The sequence below is a fragment of the Leptospira ryugenii genome, from assembly GCF_003114855.1.
GTDB classification, from domain to species: Bacteria; Spirochaetota; Leptospiria; order Leptospirales; family Leptospiraceae; genus Leptospira_A; species Leptospira_A ryugenii.
In genome coordinates this window covers 736,125-758,723 of sequence record NZ_BFBB01000003.1, presented here as the reverse complement: position 1 = coordinate 758,723, position 22,599 = coordinate 736,125, and the positions used below count along the sequence as shown (strand labels likewise).

Below are 22,599 nucleotides of genomic sequence, written 5' to 3'. Positions count from 1 at the left end.
CCTTGCAAAGGAATCAAAATCGATGGGATGTCCTGTATTCCGAAGGGAGAATTTATCAGAGGATCCAACCAATTTGAAGTAAACGAAAGGCCTCAGGCCACCATTTATCTCGATGATTATTTTATGGATGTGTATGAAGTTACAAACAGAGACTTTAATTCTTGTTTGAAAGCCGGATATTGTTCTGCTTGTTTGAAAGATCACAAATGCGATTACATTGGACCACGGTATGGCAAAATCTATATGCGAGATGAACAGCCGATTGTGGGTGTTAGTTGGTATACTGCCAAAGAATACTGCCGATGGAAAGGTAAACGGCTACCCACAGAATCTGAATGGGAAAAGGCCAGCCGTGGACCGAGTGGCGACCTCTACCCATGGGGCTCTTCACCAGCTAACTGCCAAAATGCGATTATTGAGGAGAATGGTCACAAAGGATGTTTTAAAGAGATTTCATTAAAACCTCATCAGATGACTACACAAGCTGTTGGTTCTCGGGAGGCTGGGCATTATGGCCTCTATGATATGGCGGGCAATTCGTGGGAATGGGTTGAAGATTGGTATAGCGAATCTTATGAAAAATGCGGTGGGGCATGTTTTGGAAAAAATCCTAAGGGTCCGTGCAATGGAAAGGAGGAATGTCCTGGACATTCTAAAAAAATCGTAAAGGGTGGTTCATGGTGGTGGCCTGGCAATATGGCAAGAGGCTCATACAGAAGGTCACATATACCAGAAAATTTTCCCGAATACCATCACTTTGGTTTTCGTTGCGCTAAAGATGTACCATGAAATATAGATTCTCGTTTTTCGCTCTTATTTTAATTCTTTCCCATTGTGCAAGTGCGTTCCAAAAACAATCCTCGGAAGCAGATTGGCCAAAGCTAACTCAGGTAGAACAGGAGATTCTCAAACCGACTCGCTGGGATATCGGTGACACAACTGTTTCAAATGAGGATAGATTGGATTTATTGATACCTCATGTAAAAAATTTGGGTAATGTATACTTAGGTGTTGGCTCTGAACAAAACCTAACACTTGCTGCGTGGGCAAAGTCTGATTTTATTTACCTTATGGATTTTACGCAAGTCGTTGTTTCCGCCAATCAAATGATGGTTATGTTTCTGAAAGAATCTCCAAATAAGGAAGTCTTCTTAAGTAGATATAAAAAAGAGAACCAAGCTGAATCCTTTGCACTTATCGAAAAAAACTTACCAAATCCAAACCATTACAAACAAATTTTCACGAATACTTTAAAATTTGTCAAGAAACGACATCGTACAAACAAAATCACATCTGACTTGTACAATTACAAGATGTTCCAAACAGATGATGAGCAATACGCCTATATTCGAAATCTTGCGTTGCAAGGTCGGATTTTTCCTGTCAAAGGAAGTTTATTGGGGGATATCACCTTAAATAGCATAGGTGATACCTTAAAGAAGACAGGCAGGACAATAGGAGTTTTGTACTTCAGCAATGCAGAAGAATATTTTAAATACCCACCAAGTTTTATCAGATCGATCAAAAACCTTCCAGTAAATGAGTCTTCTCTTGTTGTTAGAACAATATCGGTGAAACAAAACAAGTTTCCATGGTCTCCTGGTTCTGATCTTTCCACATCCATCGGATTTCATTATTGTGTACAAAAAGTCAACAATTTTCAAGTATGGCTTTCTCAACCGAGGACACTTCGTTCGGACATCATTATGGAGGAAGGGGGAGAGGTGGATAAAAAGAATGGGATCACTATAGTCACAGGTCTACCAAAATCGTGAATCCAGAAAGAGAGCGGATCTCAATCGCAGATTTGGATATTATCAATGAAATAGTGCAAAAGGATGCCAAGTTATTTCTCCAATTGTATCCCCCCATCGAATCGGTGGAGGAGATCCTGAAAGAAAGTCCGTTTAAGTGGCGATTTTTATATTCCGAAACAGTCTTTGAATCTCTTTTGTCAGAGATGGGTTCATTTACTGTTCGTTTGGCGGAACACCATCGTTTCAAAAAAAATCCACCTGTTTTGTTTTATGTGAGCATCGGAAAATACTCAGGGACATTCGTTTGGGAAAACGAAGACCAAAAGAGAATGGAAATGAGCCTTGCTACCTTAAGAGATGCAGTTCAAGAAAAATTGGACCTTTATCTGGAAACCAAAGAATAGATTTGTCCAGCAAAAGCTCTATCGCTTGTGAATAAGTAAGGTTTCTTCTACTTTTTTGGATCAGTCTTTGGGATCTTCAACTTGTATGCCAAGTTTTGATTCTAAATCTTTAATTCTTTTGATCCATTTATTGAGATGCACTATATTCTTCACATTCACCCTATATTTTTGGAATTCAGGATAAGTGAGTCCAAGATCCCATCCAATATAGACATCCTTAGTTTTTGGAGAAGTGCGAAGTGAACTCCCACCAGCAATGATTGTTCCATCCACAAGTGTTAAATGGTCACTGATAGCGCAAGCTCCTCCAATGATCACATGATTTCCTAATGTTACACTTCCCGCTAGTCCTGATTGCCCTGCAATGATGACATGGTTCCCAATCTTACAATTATGTGCGATGTGTACCATATTATCAAACTTACAACCATTCCCTATAATGGTATCTGTCAAAGCACCACGATCAATAGTGCAATTTGAACCAACTTCTACATCATCGCCTATGACCACTTTGCCTACTTGCGGAATTTTGTTGTGTTTTCCATTGGCAAAGGTAAAACCAAAACCGTCTCCGCCTATGCTAGTGTTGCCAAATACCGTAAATCGATTTCCGATGCGAGTTCCGTGATAAAAAACACAGTTCATGCCAATCCTTGCCTCATCACCAATGGAGACATCGTTTTCGATTTTGACACCATCTGCGATGATACAATTATTTCCGATCACGGCATTCTCCCCAATGGTAACAAAATGTCCGATTTGAGTACCAGAGCCTATTTTGGCAGAGGGAGCAATGATTGCATGAGGCGATATCTTTCCATTAGGAACTGCCGGTGGATGTACATAGTTTAATATTTCAATGAGGGCGAGTTCTGCATTTTTTACAATTAAACAAACCCTTGCTTCTGTGAGTAATGCCGCTAACTCTTCTGTCGTCACAATTACTTTAGCCAAACTAGATTTGGCCTCTTTCACAAAGGCCTTTGAATTTAGTACCGCAAGAAATTCTCCTTCGGTGTGGCTAAGTGGCCTTACTTCAGTGAAATGAATGAGATTTGGATCTGGGCAATGGAGTACTTTTGCATCAGGGAAAAGTTTTGTGATTTCGAAAAGGCTACGTGTTTTCATAGAATTTATAATGAACAGTATTAAACAGATTCGGGAAGGAGGATTTTTTTTCCAAGCTCATTCCCGATAGTGATTTGAAAAAATTATCGTTTGTCGTAGGTTAAAAAAATTTCATTTCCCTTTGTTATGCTCTGGGTGAGCGTCCAATTTTTTTGGTCAAATTCAGGAATAGGGGACATTCCGTCCGCTATTCCTGCAAGCCCTGTCTTTCCGATCAAATAGGGAACCAAAGTAATGTAGATACGGTCGATTAAATCTTCTTCAAAAAAAGAAAAATTTAACTTTGGCCCTCCTTCCAAGAGAACATTTTTGTATCCTTTTCGTTTTAGGATTCCAGTGATCTTTTTTGGTTCTATTTCATCAGCATCTAGAGCAAATATTTCAGCTTTGTTTTCTAAGCTAGCCTTGACTTCCTTCATATTTCCTCTGGTGCAGATGATGAGAGGGATATGATCCGATTCATCAAATACATGTTTATCGGAAGGGATGGTTCCCTGTCTGAGTAGAATGACTGGTCTAGGGTTGAGTGCATTGGGAATACTGCGAATTTTCACGACGGGATTGTCCATAAGTATGGAATTTTTTCCCAAAAGGAGTGCATCGGACTGAGACCTGTAGACATCCATTTGTTTTTTATCTTCAGGTGAAGTAAGTCCATACCATTTGCCATCGGGGCGAACAACTTTTCCATCCAAAGTCATCGCCATGTTTATTGAGATCTTCATTCAGTCTTCCTCTTGGAGAGATCATTCAATTCCCTTTGTAGGATCCGACTGACCAGTCCGATACAAGTTCCACAGCCGGTACTTGCATTCGTTTTTTCACGGATAAGTTCTAGATTGTTTGCCCCGGCATGGATTGCGTCGACCAATTCTCTTTCTGTCACCATCCGACATAGACAGACTCTTTTTGGTCGCATTAGAGAATTTAAATCAATTCCGTCATCCATGGCTGTACTTATCATTTGACAGATTTTCAAAATCGTTGGAAACTCTTTAATTACGAAAGAAAAGGAAAAATCCAGGAAACTTTATGACACATGACCTGTCTCCCGAAAGAAAAAAAAGCCGAAATTTGCAGATCTTCGGCTGGTGTATGTTCGACTTTGCGAATTCATCTTATACAACTGTAATCATTAGCGTCGTTTATTGTGAAATTTTTACTCAGCTAATTGTTCCTTCTGATCCAAATTCTGTTAATCCTTTTCAACATGGAAATTCATTGTGGGCATGGGCATTGGCCATCTCTTATCTATTTGTTGTTCTGACCGGCCCTCTCTTTGGAGCCATAACAGACTACTCGTCTACCAAAAAACTTTTTTTATTCTTGAGTTATGTGGGTTGTGTGGTTGCTACCTTTGCTCTTTACTATGTGAACCCAGGAATGATTTGGTTAGGCTTTGTCTTGGTAGCAATCTCAAATTTCTTTTTCGCTTCTGGTGAAAACTTTGCCTCGAGCTTTCTTCCGTTTTTAGGGGAAAAAGAAGATCTTGGAAAGATTTCCGGTTATGCATGGGGAATTGGTTATTTTGGTGGGATTGGTTCCGTAGTTTTAGCGACTACTTTAGGTGATTATACACTTTCCAATTTTGAAAATCTAAAATTAGTTGGTCCTTATACAGCCGTATTTTTTATGTTAGCTGCTATCCCTACTTTTATTTTCTTAAAAGAGCCAAAATTACCAATGGGACATCCTTCAAATATCAGTTTTTTAAAAGAAGGAATCCGAAGGGTAGTGACTACATTGAAGGATGCAAGTCATTTCCGTGATTTGATGGTGTATTTGGTCTCTCTCTTTTTTACGATGGCGGCTCTTGCTATTGTGATTTCCTTTGCGTTCATTTATGGCTCACAAGAGATTCACATAGAAGCGCAACACAAACAGGTAATGTTTATTTTTATTCAAATTTCGGCTGCTTTAGGAGCACTTGCTTTTGGTGTGATCCAAGACAACATTGGGGCAAAGAAGACATTTAATTTAACTCTAGTTCTGTGGTTGGCAGTCTGCGGATTGATCTACATCGTTGCAGACCTCACGCAATTTTTTAATTCTGTGTTAGGCACTTCCTGGACTGTCCAATGGGTATTTGTTGCCATCTCCTCTCTTGCTGGAATGGGGCTCGGCTCGACCCAATCTGCTTCGCGAGCCATGGTCGGTATCTTTTCACCAGAGTCAAAATCAGGTGAATTCTTTGGGATGTGGGGTCTTTCTGGAAAGATCGCGGCGGCTGCGGGCCTATTCCTTTTTGGATTTATCCAAACCATAGTGAGTCTAAAGAATGCCTTTTTGGTTGTTGCCCTATTTTATCTCATTTCCCTTCTCATAAATCTTTTGGTAGATGAAGAGCGAGGAATCAAAGCAGCTCAGGAGTTTAAAGAGTAATCCCAATGATCGTGGATACAGAAGACGACTTCGAACTGCACCAGAGCCAAAGAAAACTGGCTCTGGCTACCATAGATGAATTGATGCAAATTAAGCTTGATTTGTTAGATGCAGAGAAGAGTGTTCCCTTCTTTATCAACAATGCGATTTCGTATTTAAAGAGAAAGTATGTAACCGAGGAGCAGACAATATCGCAGCTCCTCAAAAAGAGACAACAAGGATAGTTTAATTGTAGTCGATTATCTTTGTGATCAACTGCTTTTGGTCCAATTCCATGTTTCGCAATTTACGTTCTGTGTGTTTGCTAATCTTGCGAAGCATTTTCTTATAAGTCAGCATGATATGTTTTTGTTTGTCGTAAGGTAGCGGGTCTTTTGCATCGTTTAACACCATAGTGATGTTTGGTTGTACTTTTTGCACAGGAACATTTGGCCAAATCGTATCTGAGGTGAGAGCCTGGTAATACTCCAACTGGATGTCAGAATTGGGGTCAATTTTGAACTCTCCCTTTTCGTCTTTTTCCGTACTTTGGTTCTTTGGTGAAGGATTCACAAGACGTCTCATTTCTTTGACGTAGACTGTACCATCAGCGTTCACACGCTTAAACATAAGTATGATACGATCGAGTTCAGTGAAATCTGCTTTTGGATACACGAATGCCAAACCATCATATAAATAGACTTTTGGCCAATCGATGTATGATTGCCCTTGTGGGAGTTTGATTTCCAGGTAGAGTTTGCCTTCTGCATCTTTTAAAAACAAGTCTTTGAGTGTATCGGGTGTATGTCCTAAATACTGAGAAGCCGTTTTGTCTACACCTAAGTCCTGTAATTTTTTCATTTTTGTTAAGTGTTCGGAGATCGTGGCATGCAGGGTGTCGATTTCATTATCAGCAAAACCAGAGGATCTCTGCGCATCGATTTGCTTTTGGGTATCTCGGTCTTTTAAGGTCATAGAAACGGGTTTTTCTGCCCAGATCGTTGTGGAGATGCCACCCAAAAGACTCATAGAAAGGATTAGTGCGGATTGACGTAGGGTCATGAAATACCTCGAACTTTCATTCCTTTATACTATCGAAAAAATTGCTACCGATACTTAAGCCCTGTCCCTAGATTTTTCTGGTCTCAAAAAAGTTCCGTAAGGATTGGAAAAAATCCATCTCAGCTGCCTCAGCGGCTTTGGACACATGGGAGTAGTGGACATAACCATGGATGAGATTGGGGAAATGGCGGTGTGATACTTTTTGGCCCGCTGCTAGGAGGAGTTCTGCAAATTGATCCCCTTCTTCGCGCAAAGGGTCGAAGCCGGCCGTTGCCAGATAGGTAGCTGGAAAACCCTTTACATCTTTCGCTTCCAAAAGGAGAGGAGAGTGGTAAGGCAGACTGCGGTCAGCCACTTCCGGGATGTAGTTTTGGATGAACCAACGCATCGTAGCCCGGGTGAGCACAAAGTTTTCAGAAAATTCTTCATAGGTGGAAGACTCTCGGCTGCAATCTGTCATGGGATAGAGAAGCCCGAGAAAGGCCGGGAGGGGAGTCTTTTCTTTTTTGGCACGTAATGCCAGTGCAATCGAAAGAAGTCCACCAGCGCTATCCCCCGCAACTGCAATCTTGTCAGGAGAGCCACCCATGAGATAGGCCACGTTTCGAATGTATTGGTAGGCCTGGAAACAATCCTCGAGGGCTGCTGGGTAGGGGTGTTCTGGTGCCAGGCGGTAGTCAACTGCGGCTACAATGGATTGGGAAAAATAGGAAAGACGACGGCAAAATTCATCGTGGGTTTCGATCGACCCGATGGTAAATCCCCCTCCGTGGATGTACAAGATGATGCCTTGGTTTCCTTTTTGAGGGTTTGCATTGTAAATCCTAAGTGGAATAAAAGAAGCAGAAGGAGTTGGGATGAGTTTGTCCTCTAAATGGGCAACGGGAATGGGATCTGTCTGGAGCATCTTTGTATTTTCGAGGTACAATTTCCTAGCTTTGCTAGGAGGTAAACTTTCTAGTTTAGGAAGGATACGGGCAAAATTGCATAACAACTGGCACTGCGGATTTAATACTTGTCCAGAACTTTCGGTTACGGTTCCAAACACTGTTTGCACCCAATTTTCAGGAATGGATAAAGCAAACTGAGCTAACGAGCGTTTGATACCTAACATAAATTAACCGATTTTTTGCCGAATCATCTGATATAACAAAAACAATGCATAGCTGTCCATCTTGCAATAGTTTTCTAAATCTTCCAAAACACGAAGTTTTTCATCTTCTGTCACCTGCTTTTTTAAAAGTCGCAAGTACTGGTAATTGGCATCTTGTCCAAGTTTGATCGACAGAGATTCATGACTTATGTCAAAAAATGCAGGTAAAATCTCCTTTAAGGAAGCTTTGCCTTTTTGTTTTGGAGAGTAGATCCAAAAGTGTTTAAAAGGCTTTGCCAAATCCTTGAAATTTTCTCTACGAATGTGCCATTCTGTACGGTTTTCTGGGTGTTGCTCGACAAGGTTTTCGATCACTTGTTTTTCAAAAAAATCATTAAAACAGTATACGGTTGCCTCTTTTGGAAGATCTTCAAATAACTTTTGTAAAACGATCTTTCTTGGGTCACCATTCTCCGGATGATGGATATAACTATGGTGGATAGGTGATTCGGAATTTTGATCCCAGATATGGATAGAATAGAGGAAAGGGCAGTGTTGGAATGGTTTTGTACCTTCAAATATGGGAATGGCTGGATTGATGGTTTCAAAATCCAGAAATGCTACTAGATCGGAATCTGTTTCTAAAAATTTACTAAGAGCGCCTAGGTCAAAGTAGACTTCCTCATTACGATGGGCAGTGACTTGGATCCTTTGTATCGGGTTCAGCTCCTCTTCTGGTAAATCTTTTAAAAATCGGAATCCTGCTTGGAAAAATTTTGGACCAAGATCATGTGCTTCCCGTAGATCAAAAATTTCAAAATTTTTTTCCTGCGGATAACATTGATTTGATGCAATACAAGATTTAGGCGAGTTACAATGTTTGTAGCCTTGGATGGGAAAGGAAAAATCATGCTGTTCCACAAAACTTTGAAAGTCTTTCCACTCAAGTTCAAATCGTTCTTCTTCTCTCTTTAAACGATCTGCCACTGATTCAACTGAAAGGTATTCTTTTGCATTGAAATTGCCTTCTAAAATATAACTTGGATTAATTTTTATAAGTTTTGTATCACTGATCGGAATGGCAAGTAGGCTCAGTATTTTATTTTGGAAGAATAAAGACCTTAGGATATCAAGTTTGTGCGAACTAACGGGTCTAAAATCATAGAGTGTCCAAGAAATTCCGTTCTCGTCAGGATACAAAAACTCTGTAAAGCAGATCATTTGCCCAAACAATAATTGTCCACCCGATACAGGAACTCGCTCAAGAATCCCTTTTTTGGTCTCTTCGATTTGCTGGGGTTTACTCAGTTCGGGGTTTATGATCCTTACAGATTCAAATTGTGATAAACAAATGTTTTGAAACTCTTTCCACTCCAAACTTCCGGAAAAGGTATTTTGGTTTTTTTCGACTAGGTTTTGGTTTCTGAGGTAAAATGAGTTGGCGCAATGTGAAAATTGTAAATAGGAAGATTTATTAATCGGGAATTGTATAGGTTTACTTTGCAACCAAGTAGCTCTCTAAGAGTTGATTTGTATAAGTCTGGAAGTTTTTGATAAAGATTGGATCTGAATCTTTTTGCAATGCCTCAGGGTATTTTAAGAAGAAGGGGAAGAGGGCCTCTTCATTTGTCGTCTCGATTTCAAGAATGTTGTCTTGGATTTGGTATGGATAAGCCTGGAGACTTTGGATGAAACTCTCCAGATAGGATTCTTGGATGGAAAGTCGTATTCTTTTTTTGTCATGGAAGTGGAAAGACAATGGCTGTAAGTTGGTATCACTCTGCGATATTTTTAAGTTTGAAAGAAATTCTTCCTTTAACTCTCGTTTTACGACGATTCTAGAGATAACAAACGTCCTAATCTCTTTTTTGCCACGATCATAAGCTAGTAAATAGACATCCTCTGTTTTTTTGCGGATCAATCGATACGGCTCTATGATCCTTTCTTTCGTATCCCATCCATATAAGATTGAAATGGCCCGTTTATCTTTGAGAGCTTGAAGAATTTTGGAAAGATTTGATTCCTCTTCTTTGTTTTTAGAGGCAGGTGCCGAGAATGGTTTCGCACCTTTAGGAAATAAATCCAGATGACCATAAAAAAGTTTTTGGGCGAGTGAACGTAAATTTTCATCTTGCGAAAGGTCTTCTCGGGAAAGTCGTAAGGATAAAAATCTTAATTCGGATTCGTCCAAACGAAGAGTTTGTGTTGCCGACTCTTTTTCAATGTAGTATGGATATAGGTCTTCTGATTGGTAACCAAAAGAAGAGACCTTGATATTGAATCCAAGAGACTTCAATTGATTTAAGTCTCTATAGAGTTTTTTTCGATCTGATTCTATATCTTCATTGTGGTAGTGTCTAGGGAGAAGGCGGCGGATCTTTTGGAAGGAAATCCCTTTTGGTTCTTTGATTAGATTGAAAAGTAGATTGAACAGACGCACTTCCGTCTCATTCATCTTTTTCACATCTAAAAAATCGAAATCCTCATCCAAGTCTTCACTCATTTCTCTTTTCCAGCTTCATTTTTTTTGGTTCCGAAAAGTAGAAAAGCCTAAATCTTGGAAAACAATGCAATTTTGGGCACTTCTTTTATCTTTCCTCTTCCTCACTCAATGTGCAAGTTATTGGAAAAATCGGAAAAACGATTTGTTTGATACTGTAACAATCGGAGCTGAGACACCGATGTATGGAGCTGCTGTAAAAGTAGGGCCTATTCCGGTGGGTTTGCTCTTTTTAGGTGGAGAAAGCGAACTAGGAAAAAAAGATTTAGGTAGAGGTTGGGGTCTACGATCAGGCAAAGTCGGTTCTTACCACTCACAACAGTTAGTCTATACTTTTTTGGGAGGCGAAAGCTTCCACTCAGGCGAGCCAATAAAAGATGAGAAAGGCAATTGGATGGTAGATGAAAAAAAAATCCCACTCACAGAAGATGATCGTTCGAATATAAAAAGTTACAAAATGCGCTACTTTGTCTTTTGGAACGATCCAGTAAAAGATAGAAAAAAGAGAAAGAAAGCTAAGTTCCAAAGAGAACTCACATATGATCTAGTGAAACAAACTGGCAAAACAGAATTTTTGGTCTATTTACCTAAGGAAGATAAAAAGCCATTTGGTTATCCCGATGGATTTTTATGGAATGTTGAGTTTGTGGCCGGTTTGTACGGCGGAGGTAGGTTTGGCATCAACGTGGGGGAAATCGCAGACTTCCTGTTGGGTTTCACCACCTTAGATTTGTATGACGATGACGTAGAAGGGAAAGAAAAAACCAGTTTCCCAGGATTTCCTTTCCCTGCAGCTTCCCCCTCTGAATCAGAGGATGAGGATTAAAGTTTAAAATCTTTTGCCGTAATTTTGTTTTTGGGATCAAAAGTCAGTTTTAGAAACTTATAGGTTTCAGGTTTTTCTGGCTTTTCCTTTAGGGTATAGTATTGTTCTGGAACTTCTTGGTCCTCAGCAAAGTACCACACCATTACTGTACCGGATGGATCAGAACTCTTTTCAGTGGGTTTACCGACAACAGCTTCTGTTTTTACTAAATTGTCACCGACCTTGATCATATCGATCTCAAGTTTTCTGAGAGCAGTATGCGGATGAATTTTTGTGCTGGTAGAAGTTACCTTATTTCCAGAAGAACAAGCAACAACTGTTAATAGAGAAAACAAACAAAGGGAAATGAGAATGTATCTTTTCAATGGACACCTCTTTTTGGATTTGTTTCTATTTTAAAATAAGTTTGGAGAATTGGCAAGTGATATCTCTTCCCTTTCCAACTGCCGATTCTTCATTTTTTGTAATATTTTATGAAAAAATGGAACCGTTAAAAGAACGAGTAGAATCTCTAAAAACCCAAATGAAAAAGAAAGAACAGGAAAAGAATATTGAGAACCAAGTTTAAATTCTAAATATGATTGTAAATTGACCGATGCTAGAGGTCCAAACATAAAACCCAATGATCCTACACCAGTAAAGGCCGCCATGGTCGTTGCCGTGAGCCCAGGTTTTGACATTCGGCTTGCTAACATCATGGACGGTACAAACATCACTCCCGCCCCTATCCCACATAACACTAGATAAGTGAGTAAAAGCCAAAAATCATTCGTTGTGCCAGCAAAGCCCAAAAAGATTCCATAAAAGAGAGACCCAGCAAGTACTAAAGGCAAAATGCCTGTTTTTCGAGATAATATCGCGGCGGGATAGGATAGGAGCGACATAGGGAATAAAACCAATCCCATAAACAATCCTGAAATTCCAGCATTGAATCCTAGGTTCTCGCGCAAATGTATGTTAAACGAAGACATAAAAAAACCGACAGTGAAACGATCAATGAAATTGAATAAAAATGGTATGATCAAGTAAGGGTTTTCCTTAGCTGCCACTAACAGCAATGAGAATTTAAACTTACGCTCTTTGTGGATCTTGCCATCCTTTAACAATAAAAGACTAGCTAAACCTATGAAAACTAAGATAGCCGAACCAACATAAAATGGAATGAGTGGATTTTTGCGTCCCAAAATACCAAGTGGCATACCAAAGGCGCCTCCTAGGGACAAAAACATTCCCGTGACTCCCATCAATACACCTTTGCCATAATAACGCTGGTTTGATGGATCATTTTCAATGTCGGCTGCAGAACTTAAAAGAAGGCCGATGATGAAAATATGAGCCGCACCTTCAAAAAATCTTAACCAAAGAAATACATTTAAGTCATGAACTAATGTAAGTGAATAGAAAAGGAATGCATCGATGAAACAAAAACAGGCAATCAAATACTTTCTATTTTGGAATTTATCGGAAAGTATACCAGCAACTGGGCCAAACAAAAAGCTTCCCAACATTGGAATACTGGTGAAGTAGGCAACTTCATAGTTTGTACCTAGAAGTCGGTCTTTTACAATATCCTTTACCACAGGTACAAGCATAGTGACAGGTACCATGGAAAGGAATACTAGTGTTACCAATGTGAAGGGAAAGCTCAATGCCTCTTATATCCTATGGAACCAAAGCTAAAAATCTTTCGTTGCCGATGTTTTGTTTTAGATCTGCTTCTAGTTCTATAAATAAATCTTTGTTCAGATCGAAAACAACTTTTGCCTCTTCTAAAAGTTCTCCTTTTTGAGTCTCGTCTAGATCTAGCTCGTCCAAGGCCTTTCGGTAGATTCCTTTAAATGCTTGGTGGTCCTGAATGGCTGGAAATTCATAAAAAGCAGTGCCCTCATTGCCCTCTAGTTGAAAGGTTTTTGCGATTACTTTTTTAATTGCCTGTCCGCCTGACAAATCACCCAAATAACGAACGTAAGACTGTGCACTGAGGAGATAAGGTTTTGTTTTGGCTACTTCTTCAATGTGGCTCGTGTAGGCCTTTGTTTTTGGGGTGATGGAACCTCGCCTTTTGGTATTGAACTTTTTTTCAAAGAATGAAAGATCCTCTTCGATGGCCTTGGTTCTATAGAGTTCTGTGTAATAGACCTTGGATAGTACGGGATTCGATTTGTGAGAATCAAAAAGAGTTTCCATGACTTGGTAGATGGAATGGAAGGCTTCCAATTGGTAGGCATAGGTCTGCGGATCCAATCCACCTCGGAAGATTGCCCGAAGGTAGGGAACTCTTTCTGTCTCCTGGTGTTTTTCAGCGGTGCCTTCGCGAAGCATTAAGGCTATGGACATTGTATTTCTCCTTTAAAACGACTGAGAATCAATCTCATCTCTGACAGTCTGGTGACAGTGGATAGGAGGTAAAGGATTTTTACTTTCGTTCGGGAGATAATTGGTAGCCCTCGCTCCTAGGAAAGAAGGCACTGTGGGCACTCTGGGAATCGGGGTAGAGAACAGAAGAAAGGTAAAAGATAAATAGGCTGATGAGTAGTCCCAAGGTTGCGAGGAAGACGTCTTTGGCTACTTTTCGGAAGGTATCGAGGTAGGGCAGGTCTCGGTATGTTAAAACGTTTAGAATGATCTCTCGACCTGCTAGCAGTCCCAAAAATACCCAGGTCGTGGACATCGGCACGGAACTCATGTATTGGAAGAGAAATAAAATAGATCCATAGACCAAATCAACGATGGTCGCTGCCTTGGACCATTTGATGTCGGATTTTTCTGAAACAACCTCTTGGATGGTACCGCCGTTGGTACGAAAGATAACTAGTAAGGCTAGGAGAATGACGGTAATGGCAGACACAAATTCCAAGGCACTGAGTTTTCGCGGAAGAAAGACAGCGATGTTTGCTGTGTCTTGCAAAAGCCAAGCAATCCAAAGATACATTGTGGATAGCCATTGGAGTCTCGACCATTTCAACTCTGCTTTTGGCTCTGGGACATGCTCTTCGTTGTATTCATGTGGGTCTAGTTTTGCAAGTATGGCCCATACAAAAATAGCAATCAAAAAGGCCAGACCATAACCAAAGAAGGATTTGGTGAGCATTTTTTCTATTGTTTGACCACCGAATAAGCCCAATACAAGAAAAGTGGTGGAAACAGGAGCGCGGAGCCTTGTGATCACAACCAATATAACAGGTGCTAAAAGTTGTATGAGATTGAAGTTTTGAGTTTCTGGGATGTTCTCTAATCTTTGGAAATGAATCTCGCCGTGGTCGCTGATCCAAGCGAACAGATGAACAATAACCAGTAAGGAACCAAGGACTGTAAGTTTTTGGAACCAATGGACCGATTTTTTGCTCTCGATAAACGTGCCAACAGTCTGGACGGCATCATTGCCAGCTACGGAAAAGGCGGCTATCGCAAAGGATAGCCAGCCCAGCCAATATTTAGGAAATCCAAACCAATAGCCAAAGCAAATCAGACTTACCAACAAAAGTGTTCCTAAAAAGAAACGAACTTGGTCCTTAAGGCTAGGATGTTGGTAGTCTATATCCTTTGGTTCAATCATGTACTCAAATAGTGTTTTGCGTATCTCTCGGTAATTTCTTTTCTATCAAAGAGAATGAACACGTCTGTAGTACCAAAAACCGAATCGAGCGCTGGAAAGCCACATATTTTAGCACCCAATCTCATATAACCTTTCAAAAGTGGAGGTATATTTTTTGAAATTTCTTTTAAATCTTCGATTTTAAATTCGCTATCAAATCCTTTTAAAACATAATCAGGATTTGGGAAAACTCTAAATTCTTCTGGAGCAATTGCATCCTTTGCTTTTAAAAATGCATAGGATTGTGATGCCACTGCCGCATCTGTAGAGTGAATCGACCCGCAACCCATGAGATAGCGTACGTTTTGTTTGATCATAAATTCAGCAAGGCCTTGCCACAATAATGAGATTACAGATCCATCTCTATAATCAGGGTGAACACAGCTTCTTCCAACCTCTGCAATTTCGTCAGGTAAGTTATAAATGGAAGTGATATCAAATTCGTTTTCGCTGTAAAAACCAACTCCTTCTTTTGCATTTTTTCGAGTTAAAATGCGGTATGTACCAACAATCTTATTTTCACTCGATTTATCGATAACGATAAGATGATTACAATATAAATCATATTCATCTCTGTCTTTGCGAGTAGCTGAGGATTGAGGCAATCCTTCTCCCATTTCTAAGTTGAAAACATCATAGCGAAGAGCTAAAGCTCGTTCGATCTCTAGTTGATTTTCAGCGAGGCGAACCTCGAGGACTCTTTCTTTTTTGGCGATTGGTGTATTTGCTTTCATAGAGGATTTATCCTTCTTTTTTCTTGGTTTCAAGATAATCCTCCTTGGTTACAGACTTATGACATTCCGGTAAATTTTAAAATAAGAGACTTAATGAGCCTCATCCCAGTTGGATCCAAATTTACCTTCTACGGTAATAGGCACAGAGAGTGGAAGGGCTGTTTCCATCTCTTTCTTGGCCATGTCAAAAAATTCTTTCTTTTCTGATTTCGGAACTTCAAAGACGAGCTCGTCATGAACTTGTAATATAATTCTAGATGTCCAGTTTTCTTCTTCAATGCGTTTTTGGATATTGATCATGGCAATTTTGATCATGTCTGCAGAAGTTCCTTGGATGGGAGAATTGATTGCGATTCGTTTGGCTTGTTCTACCGCCATACGATTGCTAGAGTTGATATCTGGTAGAAACCTTTTTCTACCTAATAAGGTCTCGACATAGCCTTTATCTTTACAGAAATCTACCATCTCTTCCATATAACGAGAAACTCCCGTATACTGTGCAAAGTAACGATCAATGAACTCCTTTGCTTCTTTTCTCGAAACTTTCAATTGGTTAGAAAGTCCGAAGGAGGTGACTCCATATATCACAGAGAAGTTGATGATTTTGGCTTTGTTTCTCATCTCTGAGGTGACATCCGCTTCTTTTACCGAATAGAGAGCTGCCGCAGTTCTTCGGTGTATGTCAATGCCCTTTTGGTAGGCATCTATCATTTGTTTGTCTTTTGAAAAATGAGCCATAATGCGCAATTCGATTTGGCTATAATCCAAAGAAAGGATTTCAAATCCTTTGCTGGCTATGAATCCCTTTCGTAGCCATCTACCTTCTTCATCTTTTATAGGTATATTTTGTAAATTTGGGTTTGTCGATGATAATCTACCTGTAGCGGCTATCGTTTGGTTGTAGCTTGTATGTATCCTTCCAGATTTTGGATGGATCAAACTTGGCAAAGAGTCTGAGTAGGTTGATTTTAATTTTGCAAATTTTCTCAGTGCTAAAAGATCATCGATGATCGGATGTGTGCCAATGAGAGACTCAAGTACGGAATGATCTGTAGAGAAACCAGTCTGGGTCTTTTTTTCTGCTGGCAATCGCAAGTCTTCGAAGAGTACAATCTGTAATTCTTTGGTTGAATTGACATTGAATTCTCTTCCTGCATAGAAGTGAATATTTTTCTGATGTTCTTTTATCTTTTCATCGAAGATCTTGGATAAGTTTTGAAAATAATCTGCTTGTACAAGTACTCCTTGTGATTCCATCTTTGCTAGAACAAAGAGTAGAGGATGTTCTATCTTATTATATATATTTGCTTTATCCTCGGCCTTGATTTTCTTCGAGAGGATTTCATAAAGTTGAAAGGTAATGTCCGCATCCTCGCAGGCATAATTGGATACATCATCCGGGTTAACATCATACAGATTCTGCTTCTTTTTGCCCGTACCCACTAAGTCTTCATAACTTATTGTTTTATAATTTAGATAATCCAAAGCTAGATCATCCATGTTGTATCGTCTCTCTCCCGGTTTTAGGATATAAGAAGCAATCATTGTATCAAAACTGATACCTTTTAAGTCTATGCCATGGTTCTTTAGAACAAGCAGGTCATATTTGATATTTTGTCCAATCTTTGCTATGGACTCGGATTCTAAAATTGGTTGAAGGATAGGTCTAACTTCATCCCACTTAGGCAAGGTATGCGAAAAGATAGAATCGGGATGGGAAAGTGCAATGTAATAGGCTTCATTGGCTCGGAAGGAAAAAGAAAGGCCCAGAAGTTCGGCTAACATCGGATCAGTAGATGTTGTCTCTGTGTCAATACAGATCGTTTTTTTATCTTCTAATTTTTTAACTAATTTTTTTAATTCATCTAAGGTTTTGATTCTTGTGTAGTTTTGCTCTTTGCTGAGTGATTTGATTTCTTGAGAATCAGCTTTGTCGCTTATTTCATCTGTGTTGGTATCTTCTTTTTTCTTTTTGGATTTTTTTGCAGGTGCATCTTTTGATTCTTCGATCGGAATCCCCGCTTGCTTTGCTAAATCTCTATGTAATACGTTATAACCTTTTGTTTTGAAATAATCGACCTTTTCTTTTTCAAAATAATTTGGTAACTTTAAGTCATTTTTTTTGATCTCGAGTTTTAAATCGGTAACAATGGTAGCTAACTTTCTGGAGAGAAAGGCATTTTCCTTGTCCGCAATAAGCTTATCTACAAGACCTTTGTTTTTTACTTGGTCTATTTTTTTATAGATAGTCTCAAGGTTCCCAAATTCTTGGATTAGGGTGGAAGCACCTTTTTCTCCCACACCTTTTACGCCAGGTATATTATCTGAGGTATCGCCAACCAATCCCATGTAATCTGGCACCTGTTCTTTGGTGATGCCAATGTTTGTCTTTACCCATTCCGGATCAATATGCTCAAACTCTGAAACACCTTTTTTGCCGCGTAACATGTGTATGTTGGAATCAAGAATTTGATAGAGATCTTTATCGGAAGAGAGGATAACGATTTGATCGAATTCCTTCTTAAATTTTTTACAAAGTGATCCAATGATATCATCTGCTTCAATTCCGTCCATTTTGTACATGGGAAATCCGAGTTGTGATATCATTTCATAAATTTCTCTTAATTGAGGCTTTAAATCCTCTGGCATTGGCTTTCTCTGCGCCTTATACGGTTCGTAGAGATCATTCCTTTGGAGTCTGGTGCCAGGATCAAAAGTGAAGGCAATATGCGATACTTTTTCATCTTGTAGCAGTTTAAAGAGCATACGCCAGAATCCAAAAACAGCACCACTGGGCGCTCCCGTTAATGAATTTTTTAGTTGGGAGGCGGCAAAAGCAAAGTATGCTCTAAACGCGAGGGCATGGCCATCGATGATGAGAAGACGGTTCATTTTTGCCCAAGCCCATGAATGGTATTTCCGAGCAGTGAGAAGTAGATGAGTTTGGTTTTTTCTACAGTGTTTTGGTAGGTAAATCGTTTCACAGAATTTTTGTTAAATGCTCCAAACTCGTCACGCAAAGACTCGGATTGGAGTAAACTTTCATAAGACTTTGCTAAATGTTCCACATCACCAACATCGGAGAGAAGCGCCCCTTTGCCCTCAGTTAACATTTCCGCAATTCCACCGCCTCTGGTAGCTACAACCGGCAGTCCACTTGCCATCGCATCCAGTACGGATGTACCCAATCCTTCTTCTTTTGATGTTAAAGTAAAGATATCGAAAAGGGATAAAAATTCTGGAATCTCTGTTCGGTAACCTGTAAATATTACCTTCTCATTGAGTCCAAGTTCGCTACTCAAAGATTTTAATCTTTTTTCAAGTTTACCTTCGCCAACGATAATTACCTTAAAAGGGATATCTGTTTTTACCAATGAGATTGCCCTAATCAGTGTTTCTTGGTCCTTGTGGTCAACGAGTGCAGCAATATTACCAATCACCGATGTTTTTTTGGAAATGCCAAACTCTTCTCTCAATGCATCGGCCGATGGGAGTTTATGAAATCGTTTTGTATCGATACCAGAGTAAACGGTGATTAATTTCTCAGGACTAATGCCCGCCTCAGCCATGATTGATCTGATTTTCATGGAGACAGGTAGAAAATAATCGATCGCCTTATGTTTGTATTTCCACCGTGAAAAGAAGTTGGTCGCAGGTTTAAAATCTACTCTACGGGAAACAATTAAAGGAATCTTCAGGTGGTTTCGCTTTGCTAATAAGGACAAAGTGTGCGCATGTCCCGTATGTGCATGGATGAGTTTTGCCTCTTGGGATTTACATAGGTTCCGAATTTGCTTCGCTGCTTTAAAGTCCCATTCTCCCCGCATTTCCAAACCGTAGAAAGGAATTCCATCTTGTTGGCACCTTTCTTCAAGAGGTGAATTGGGAATGCCGACTACAAGTTGGGGGATCTCAGCAGACTTTAATCCAGAAGAAAGGTAGTATAACTGTTGTTCGCCGCCTCTCCACTCTCGAGAGGTGTTTACATGTAGGATCAATTATAGATGTTTGGTGCGATCGTATTCAAGAGCAAGTATTGAACCCATGACTTTAAAGCCTTGGGGTACTTCTCCCACCACACCTTCTCCGTGAAACATTACTTTAACGGAGTCCATCATGGCATTGATTATTTTCAAGCCTTTTCCCACATTCTTATGTTTTTGGTCTGTTCCATTGTAGGGAAGAGCCTTGGGTCTTTTGTTTTGGTAGGTGCGTATGTTTTCTATGAAGTTTGTAAAACAAAGGGCGTTATTGGTACGGAGTAATTCTGGGTCGTTGTCCTGCATAGGCTCATCGTTTCGTAGACCGGAGCCATAATCCAAAACATAAAGAGTGAATTTGGAGCCTACGATGCGCCAGCGACAAATAATGGTTTCATCACAGTCATTGCAAACATTGGCTGCAATGGAATTGGTAAGTGCTTCATCGGCAGCAAGTTCAATTTGCATGATGTTGTTGTCATTGAATTGGTTGTCTCTGAGAGTCTTGCGGAGTTCTCGGCGGAAGAGCTTCACAGAAGCCATATCGGGAGGGAGGAACATAGCATAGGAGCCTTGCGAAGGAGTCAAAAGTAGGCTCGTGTCTTCGATGATTCCCATTAAATTTCTTGGTAGGACTCCTTTATTGCAAAGTATACGAAAAAAAGGAGAGAAAAAAAGACAAAAATCTCTCCTTACGTAGAAATTCGGGGTTTTTCTAAAAAATATTGTCTCTTTAGAGGTCTATTTGCAACTGTGTTGCAAGTTTATCCATTCTCTTTACCAATTGTTCCTTCCCTAAGAGAGAAAACAAAATGGGTAATTCCAATCCATGGGACTTTCCGGTGGTTATAGAGCGGATGGGCATAAAGAGAGTTTTTCCTTTTTCGCCTGTCTTTTCCCCCACGGTTTTGAAGGCCGCAGAAAAATCATCAGCTGACACCGCATTGGCATTCTTGATAACTTCGTAAAAACCTTTGGCTACGAGCTTTCCGTTTCCTTCCAAGACAAGGTTTTTGGCTTCCTCATTCTCAAATTGGATATCTTCCAAAAAGAATTCTTCAATGTAAGGTGGTGCTTGTAACAATCTGTCCAGATATACACGTACCTTATCCAAAATTTCCAATAGTTTTGGATGTTCGCCAGATTTATACTCATTGGGAATTTTAGATTCTTGTAAGAAAGGAACCATTTCTTTTCCGAGTCGAGCAATAGGTATGTCACGTATCAATTTATTGGACATCCAATTGAGTTTAGATTTTGGATTGAGGTATTCAGCTAATCCATTTGCATCTAACTTATTGAAGTCGACAGACTCTTTTTCTTCTTCTTTTAACTTTTTGAAAACATCAAAGGTGGCTGGTGATTTAGAACAGCGAGCAATATCAAAGAGTTTACAAAGCTCCTCATCAGGCAAAAACTCTCTTCCATCAGGCGATGTCCATCCGAGAAGTGCCATATAGTTTCGCATAGTCTCCGGAAGGTAACCCAAGTCTCTGAATGCAAGAACGGAAGTTGCGCCTGCCCGTTTTGAGAGTTTTTTCCCATCGGCACCGACGATTTCACTAACGTGTGCGAACTGTGGTATCGGAAAACCGAAGGCTTCGCCAATGAGAATTTGCCTTGGGGTATTGGAGAGATGTCCCACTCCTCGGATCACATGTGTAATGCTCATGAGAGCATCATCAATCACAACCGCATAGTTATATGATGGAAAACCATCGGATTTTACGATGATGAAGTCACCTATCAATTTGGATTCGAATTTGACTTTGCCTTGGATGATGTCATCAACGATGACAATTTTATTTGGGATTCGGAATCGAACAGTATAGGCTTGTTTTGCACTTAACTTTTCTTGGATTTCTGCTTCAGAGAGGTTGCTACATTTCCCATCGTAGAGATAAGGAATCCCCATAGACTCAGCCTGTTTCTTTTTGTTTTCCAATTCTTCCGGTGTACAAAAGCAACGGTAGGCTTTGTTTTCTTTGATCAAACGATCAGTGTGTTCTTGGTAGATCGGAAGTCTTTCGGATTGTGTGTAGGGGCCATTCGGTCCACCCACTCCTGGTCCCTCATCCCAATCCATGCCTAACCATTTTAAGGATTCTAATATAATTTGGAACGAAGCTTCTGTTGATCGATCCCGATCCGTATCTTCAACGCGGAGTAAAAACTTTCCCCCCGTAGCCTTTGCGTACAAATAGTTGAAGAGAGCAGTTCTTGCTCCACCAACATGTAAAAAACCGGAAGGGGAAGGGGCAAATCGAGTGCGCACCTCTTTCATTGTCATTTGGTCTCCTCATGATATAAAAAAATACCATATCGTTCAAAACCGAGAGGTTCTTTCGGTAGAGTAGGCGATTGGTTGATGAGAGGAGGAAGGATGTATATCTCTTTTCCTCCTTCTGAAAAGATAGGTCGATAATACAATTTGTTCTTTTGGATCGTATCTGATTCAAATTGGATCTGAAGAAAATCATAGTGCTCGGATGCAGTTTTGAATTGTAAATCGTTTCCATTTAACGACTGAAAGCTGGCCTTTAAATTCTCTCTATCCGATTTTGGTGGCATGTTTTGCCACTTGAATGTATGTTCTGGACCAATGCTGATCGATTCTGCTTCTAAGAATGCTTGCTCCCCATCTAGTACAAAGGATTTTGATTCGCGTATGCTAACTGTCTTCTCTTTGGCATGAGAAAATGTTTTGAGGAGTGTGAGCAGATCATTTGCCGTCACTTCTCCGGAGGATAAGGATTCATAGTCTACAGTAAATCTTTGCTCACCTTCTTCGATTGAGTAGGTGCCATACCTTTTTTTCCAAATCAATTTGTAGAGAGGGAATGCGCTATTGGGAAAGGAAGAACGTATTTCTGTAAGGAACTCTTGGTCGTAGACGAGCAATGTGAGGTCCAAAGAAGACACTTTTGGCACTCCATCGACTCTGTTTCTCTCCACCATTTGGTAGTGGCTACTGCCTTCTTGGAAGAATTTAGGATTTAACTTTTTTGGGTATTTGTGGTACAGAAAGAGAGCTGGTTCCACTGCCTTTTCTGTGCTTTGTTTGCGAAAGGAAGGAAGCGAACAGGTAGAGAAGAAAAAAAATGTGAAAATGCAAAAAAACCAATAGATTCGGGGTGAAAATTGCATTTTGGGAGACAT

At 40.0% G+C, this 22,599-nt stretch carries 22 protein-coding genes and 1 pseudogene; 6 read left to right on the top strand and 17 right to left on the bottom strand.

The window, feature by feature from the left end:
- The 3 genes and pseudogenes from DI060_RS08000 to DI060_RS07990 form a co-directional block, all read left to right on the top strand.
- Nucleotides 1-789, top strand: a pseudogene (locus tag DI060_RS08000) (formylglycine-generating enzyme family protein); the annotation flags it as partial.
- The gene (locus tag DI060_RS07995) at nucleotides 786-1,775 is read left to right on the top strand and encodes an LIC_10091 family lipoprotein (protein ID WP_108975467.1); all 990 of its coding nucleotides are present in this window, start codon (nucleotides 786-788) and stop codon (nucleotides 1,773-1,775) included. The pseudogene DI060_RS08000 and the gene DI060_RS07995, both read left to right, overlap by 4 nt.
- On the top strand, nucleotides 1,772-2,161 hold the full coding sequence (locus DI060_RS07990; RefSeq protein WP_108975465.1) for an LIC_13241 domain-containing protein: 390 nt from the start codon (nucleotides 1,772-1,774) through the stop codon (nucleotides 2,159-2,161). The genes DI060_RS07995 and DI060_RS07990 overlap by 4 nt, the downstream gene beginning before the upstream one ends.
- A 60-nt stretch (nucleotides 2,162-2,221) precedes the next feature.
- On the opposite strand, the gene lpxD is transcribed toward DI060_RS07990, so the two are convergent.
- From lpxD to DI060_RS07975, 3 genes are all read right to left on the bottom strand, one after another.
- Nucleotides 2,222-3,289, bottom strand: coding sequence for a UDP-3-O-(3-hydroxymyristoyl)glucosamine N-acyltransferase (gene lpxD / locus DI060_RS07985; RefSeq protein WP_108975463.1), 1,068 nt, complete (start codon nucleotides 3,287-3,289; stop codon nucleotides 2,222-2,224).
- 83 nt (nucleotides 3,290-3,372) lie between these two features.
- A complete protein-coding gene (locus tag DI060_RS07980; protein ID WP_108975461.1) occupies nucleotides 3,373-4,014 on the bottom strand; it encodes a RibD family protein in 642 nt (213 codons plus the stop codon).
- On the bottom strand, nucleotides 4,011-4,208 hold the full coding sequence (locus DI060_RS07975) for a (2Fe-2S)-binding protein (RefSeq protein WP_282097141.1): 198 nt from the start codon (nucleotides 4,206-4,208) through the stop codon (nucleotides 4,011-4,013). The genes DI060_RS07980 and DI060_RS07975 overlap by 4 nt, the downstream gene beginning before the upstream one ends.
- Before the next feature lie 113 nt (nucleotides 4,209-4,321).
- Between DI060_RS07975 and DI060_RS07970 the strand changes: the two genes are divergently transcribed.
- Entirely contained in the window at nucleotides 4,322-5,671 is a 1,350-nt protein-coding gene (locus tag DI060_RS07970) for an MFS transporter (RefSeq protein WP_108975460.1), read from the top strand.
- A 5-nt stretch (nucleotides 5,672-5,676) separates the two neighbouring features.
- Nucleotides 5,677-5,895: a hypothetical protein gene (locus DI060_RS07965; protein ID WP_108975458.1), complete on the top strand. Its 219-nt coding sequence runs from the start codon at nucleotides 5,677-5,679 to the stop codon at nucleotides 5,893-5,895.
- A gap of 1 nt (nucleotide 5,896) precedes the next feature.
- Here the strand turns inward: DI060_RS07965 and DI060_RS07960 are convergent, their stop codons facing one another.
- From DI060_RS07960 to DI060_RS07945, 4 genes are all read right to left on the bottom strand, one after another.
- On the bottom strand, nucleotides 5,897-6,712 hold the full coding sequence (locus DI060_RS07960) for an LIC13212 family protein (RefSeq protein ID WP_108975456.1): 816 nt from the start codon (nucleotides 6,710-6,712) through the stop codon (nucleotides 5,897-5,899).
- 67 nt (nucleotides 6,713-6,779) lie between these two features.
- Nucleotides 6,780-7,826, bottom strand: coding sequence for an alpha/beta hydrolase (locus tag DI060_RS07955; RefSeq protein ID WP_108975454.1), 1,047 nt, complete (start codon nucleotides 7,824-7,826; stop codon nucleotides 6,780-6,782).
- Between the two features lie 3 nt (nucleotides 7,827-7,829).
- Nucleotides 7,830-9,311, bottom strand: a complete 1,482-nt coding sequence (locus tag DI060_RS07950; RefSeq protein ID WP_108975452.1) for a DUF2779 domain-containing protein — start codon at nucleotides 9,309-9,311, stop codon at nucleotides 7,830-7,832.
- Nucleotides 9,301-10,308, bottom strand: a complete 1,008-nt coding sequence (locus DI060_RS07945) for a helix-turn-helix transcriptional regulator (RefSeq protein ID WP_108975450.1) — start codon at nucleotides 10,306-10,308, stop codon at nucleotides 9,301-9,303. The genes DI060_RS07950 and DI060_RS07945 overlap by 11 nt, the downstream gene beginning before the upstream one ends.
- 64 nt (nucleotides 10,309-10,372) lie before the next feature.
- On the opposite strand from DI060_RS07945, the gene DI060_RS07940 reads away from it, so the two are divergent.
- Nucleotides 10,373-11,131 (top strand): LIC13411 family adhesin, encoded by a 759-nt coding sequence (locus DI060_RS07940; protein ID WP_108975448.1) that lies wholly within the window; start codon nucleotides 10,373-10,375, stop codon nucleotides 11,129-11,131.
- Here the strand turns inward: DI060_RS07940 and DI060_RS07935 are convergent.
- From DI060_RS07935 to DI060_RS07890, 10 genes are all read right to left on the bottom strand, one after another.
- Nucleotides 11,128-11,496, bottom strand: coding sequence for an LIC13410 family lipoprotein (locus DI060_RS07935; protein WP_108975445.1), 369 nt, complete (start codon nucleotides 11,494-11,496; stop codon nucleotides 11,128-11,130). The two genes, DI060_RS07940 and DI060_RS07935, sit on opposite strands and share 4 nt — an antisense overlap.
- 30 nt (nucleotides 11,497-11,526) lie before the next feature.
- The gene (locus tag DI060_RS07930; protein WP_108975443.1) at nucleotides 11,527-12,780 is read right to left on the bottom strand and encodes an MFS transporter; all 1,254 of its coding nucleotides are present in this window, start codon (nucleotides 12,778-12,780) and stop codon (nucleotides 11,527-11,529) included.
- Nucleotides 12,781-12,793: 13 nt separating this feature from the next.
- Nucleotides 12,794-13,468 carry a biliverdin-producing heme oxygenase gene (locus DI060_RS07925; RefSeq protein ID WP_108975441.1) on the bottom strand — a complete coding sequence of 225 codons (675 nt, stop codon included), beginning with the start codon at nucleotides 13,466-13,468 and terminating at the stop codon, nucleotides 12,794-12,796.
- Between the two features lie 79 nt (nucleotides 13,469-13,547).
- On the bottom strand, nucleotides 13,548-14,684 hold the full coding sequence (locus DI060_RS07920; protein WP_209452009.1) for a hypothetical protein: 1,137 nt from the start codon (nucleotides 14,682-14,684) through the stop codon (nucleotides 13,548-13,550).
- Entirely contained in the window at nucleotides 14,684-15,460 is a 777-nt protein-coding gene (locus tag DI060_RS07915) for a GNAT family N-acetyltransferase (protein ID WP_108975757.1), read from the bottom strand. Before DI060_RS07915 ends, DI060_RS07920 begins: the two co-directional genes overlap by 1 nt.
- A gap of 90 nt (nucleotides 15,461-15,550) precedes the next feature.
- Complete coding sequence (gene polA, locus DI060_RS07910) at nucleotides 15,551-18,352, bottom strand: DNA polymerase I (protein ID WP_108975437.1); 2,802 nt, start codon at nucleotides 18,350-18,352, stop codon at nucleotides 15,551-15,553.
- Nucleotides 18,349-19,458 carry a glycosyltransferase gene (locus DI060_RS07905; RefSeq protein ID WP_108975435.1) on the bottom strand — a complete coding sequence of 370 codons (1,110 nt, stop codon included), beginning with the start codon at nucleotides 19,456-19,458 and terminating at the stop codon, nucleotides 18,349-18,351. Before DI060_RS07905 ends, polA begins: the two co-directional genes overlap by 4 nt.
- Nucleotides 19,459-20,058, bottom strand: a complete 600-nt coding sequence (locus DI060_RS07900; protein ID WP_244594316.1) for an ATP-binding protein — start codon at nucleotides 20,056-20,058, stop codon at nucleotides 19,459-19,461.
- A gap of 115 nt (nucleotides 20,059-20,173) precedes the next feature.
- On the bottom strand, nucleotides 20,174-21,724 hold the full coding sequence (gene gltX, locus DI060_RS07895) for a glutamate--tRNA ligase (RefSeq protein ID WP_108975753.1): 1,551 nt from the start codon (nucleotides 21,722-21,724) through the stop codon (nucleotides 20,174-20,176).
- 2 nt (nucleotides 21,725-21,726) lie between these two features.
- Nucleotides 21,727-22,482, bottom strand: coding sequence for a hypothetical protein (locus DI060_RS07890; protein WP_135355019.1), 756 nt, complete (start codon nucleotides 22,480-22,482; stop codon nucleotides 21,727-21,729).
- Nucleotides 22,483-22,599: the final 117 nt, after the last annotated feature.

Bases quoted from the DNA above. Each gene is read 5' to 3' on its own strand.
- DI060_RS07945 (WP_108975450.1), bottom strand. From the start codon at position 10,308: ATGAGTGAAGACTTGGATGAGGATTTCGATTTTTTAGATGTGAAAAAG.
- DI060_RS07980 (WP_108975461.1), bottom strand. From the start codon at position 4,014: ATGAAGATCTCAATAAACATGGCGATGACTTTGGATGGAAAAGTTGTT.
- DI060_RS07995 (WP_108975467.1), top strand. From the start codon at position 786: ATGAAATATAGATTCTCGTTTTTCGCTCTTATTTTAATTCTTTCCCAT.
- DI060_RS07965 (WP_108975458.1), top strand. From the start codon at position 5,677: ATGATCGTGGATACAGAAGACGACTTCGAACTGCACCAGAGCCAAAGA.
- DI060_RS07960 (WP_108975456.1), bottom strand. From the start codon at position 6,712: ATGACCCTACGTCAATCCGCACTAATCCTTTCTATGAGTCTTTTGGGT.
- polA (WP_108975437.1), bottom strand. From the start codon at position 18,352: ATGAACCGTCTTCTCATCATCGATGGCCATGCCCTCGCGTTTAGAGCA.
- DI060_RS07900 (WP_244594316.1), bottom strand. From the start codon at position 20,058: ATGGGAATCATCGAAGACACGAGCCTACTTTTGACTCCTTCGCAAGGC.
- DI060_RS07970 (WP_108975460.1), top strand. From the start codon at position 4,322: ATGACACATGACCTGTCTCCCGAAAGAAAAAAAAGCCGAAATTTGCAG.
- lpxD (WP_108975463.1), bottom strand. From the start codon at position 3,289: ATGAAAACACGTAGCCTTTTCGAAATCACAAAACTTTTCCCTGATGCA.
- DI060_RS07975 (WP_282097141.1), bottom strand. From the start codon at position 4,208: ATGCGACCAAAAAGAGTCTGTCTATGTCGGATGGTGACAGAAAGAGAA.
- DI060_RS07925 (WP_108975441.1), bottom strand. From the start codon at position 13,468: ATGTCCATAGCCTTAATGCTTCGCGAAGGCACCGCTGAAAAACACCAG.
- DI060_RS07955 (WP_108975454.1), bottom strand. From the start codon at position 7,826: ATGTTAGGTATCAAACGCTCGTTAGCTCAGTTTGCTTTATCCATTCCT.
- DI060_RS07940 (WP_108975448.1), top strand. From the start codon at position 10,373: ATGCAATTTTGGGCACTTCTTTTATCTTTCCTCTTCCTCACTCAATGT.
- gltX (WP_108975753.1), bottom strand. From the start codon at position 21,724: ATGAAAGAGGTGCGCACTCGATTTGCCCCTTCCCCTTCCGGTTTTTTA.
- DI060_RS07915 (WP_108975757.1), bottom strand. From the start codon at position 15,460: ATGAAAGCAAATACACCAATCGCCAAAAAAGAAAGAGTCCTCGAGGTT.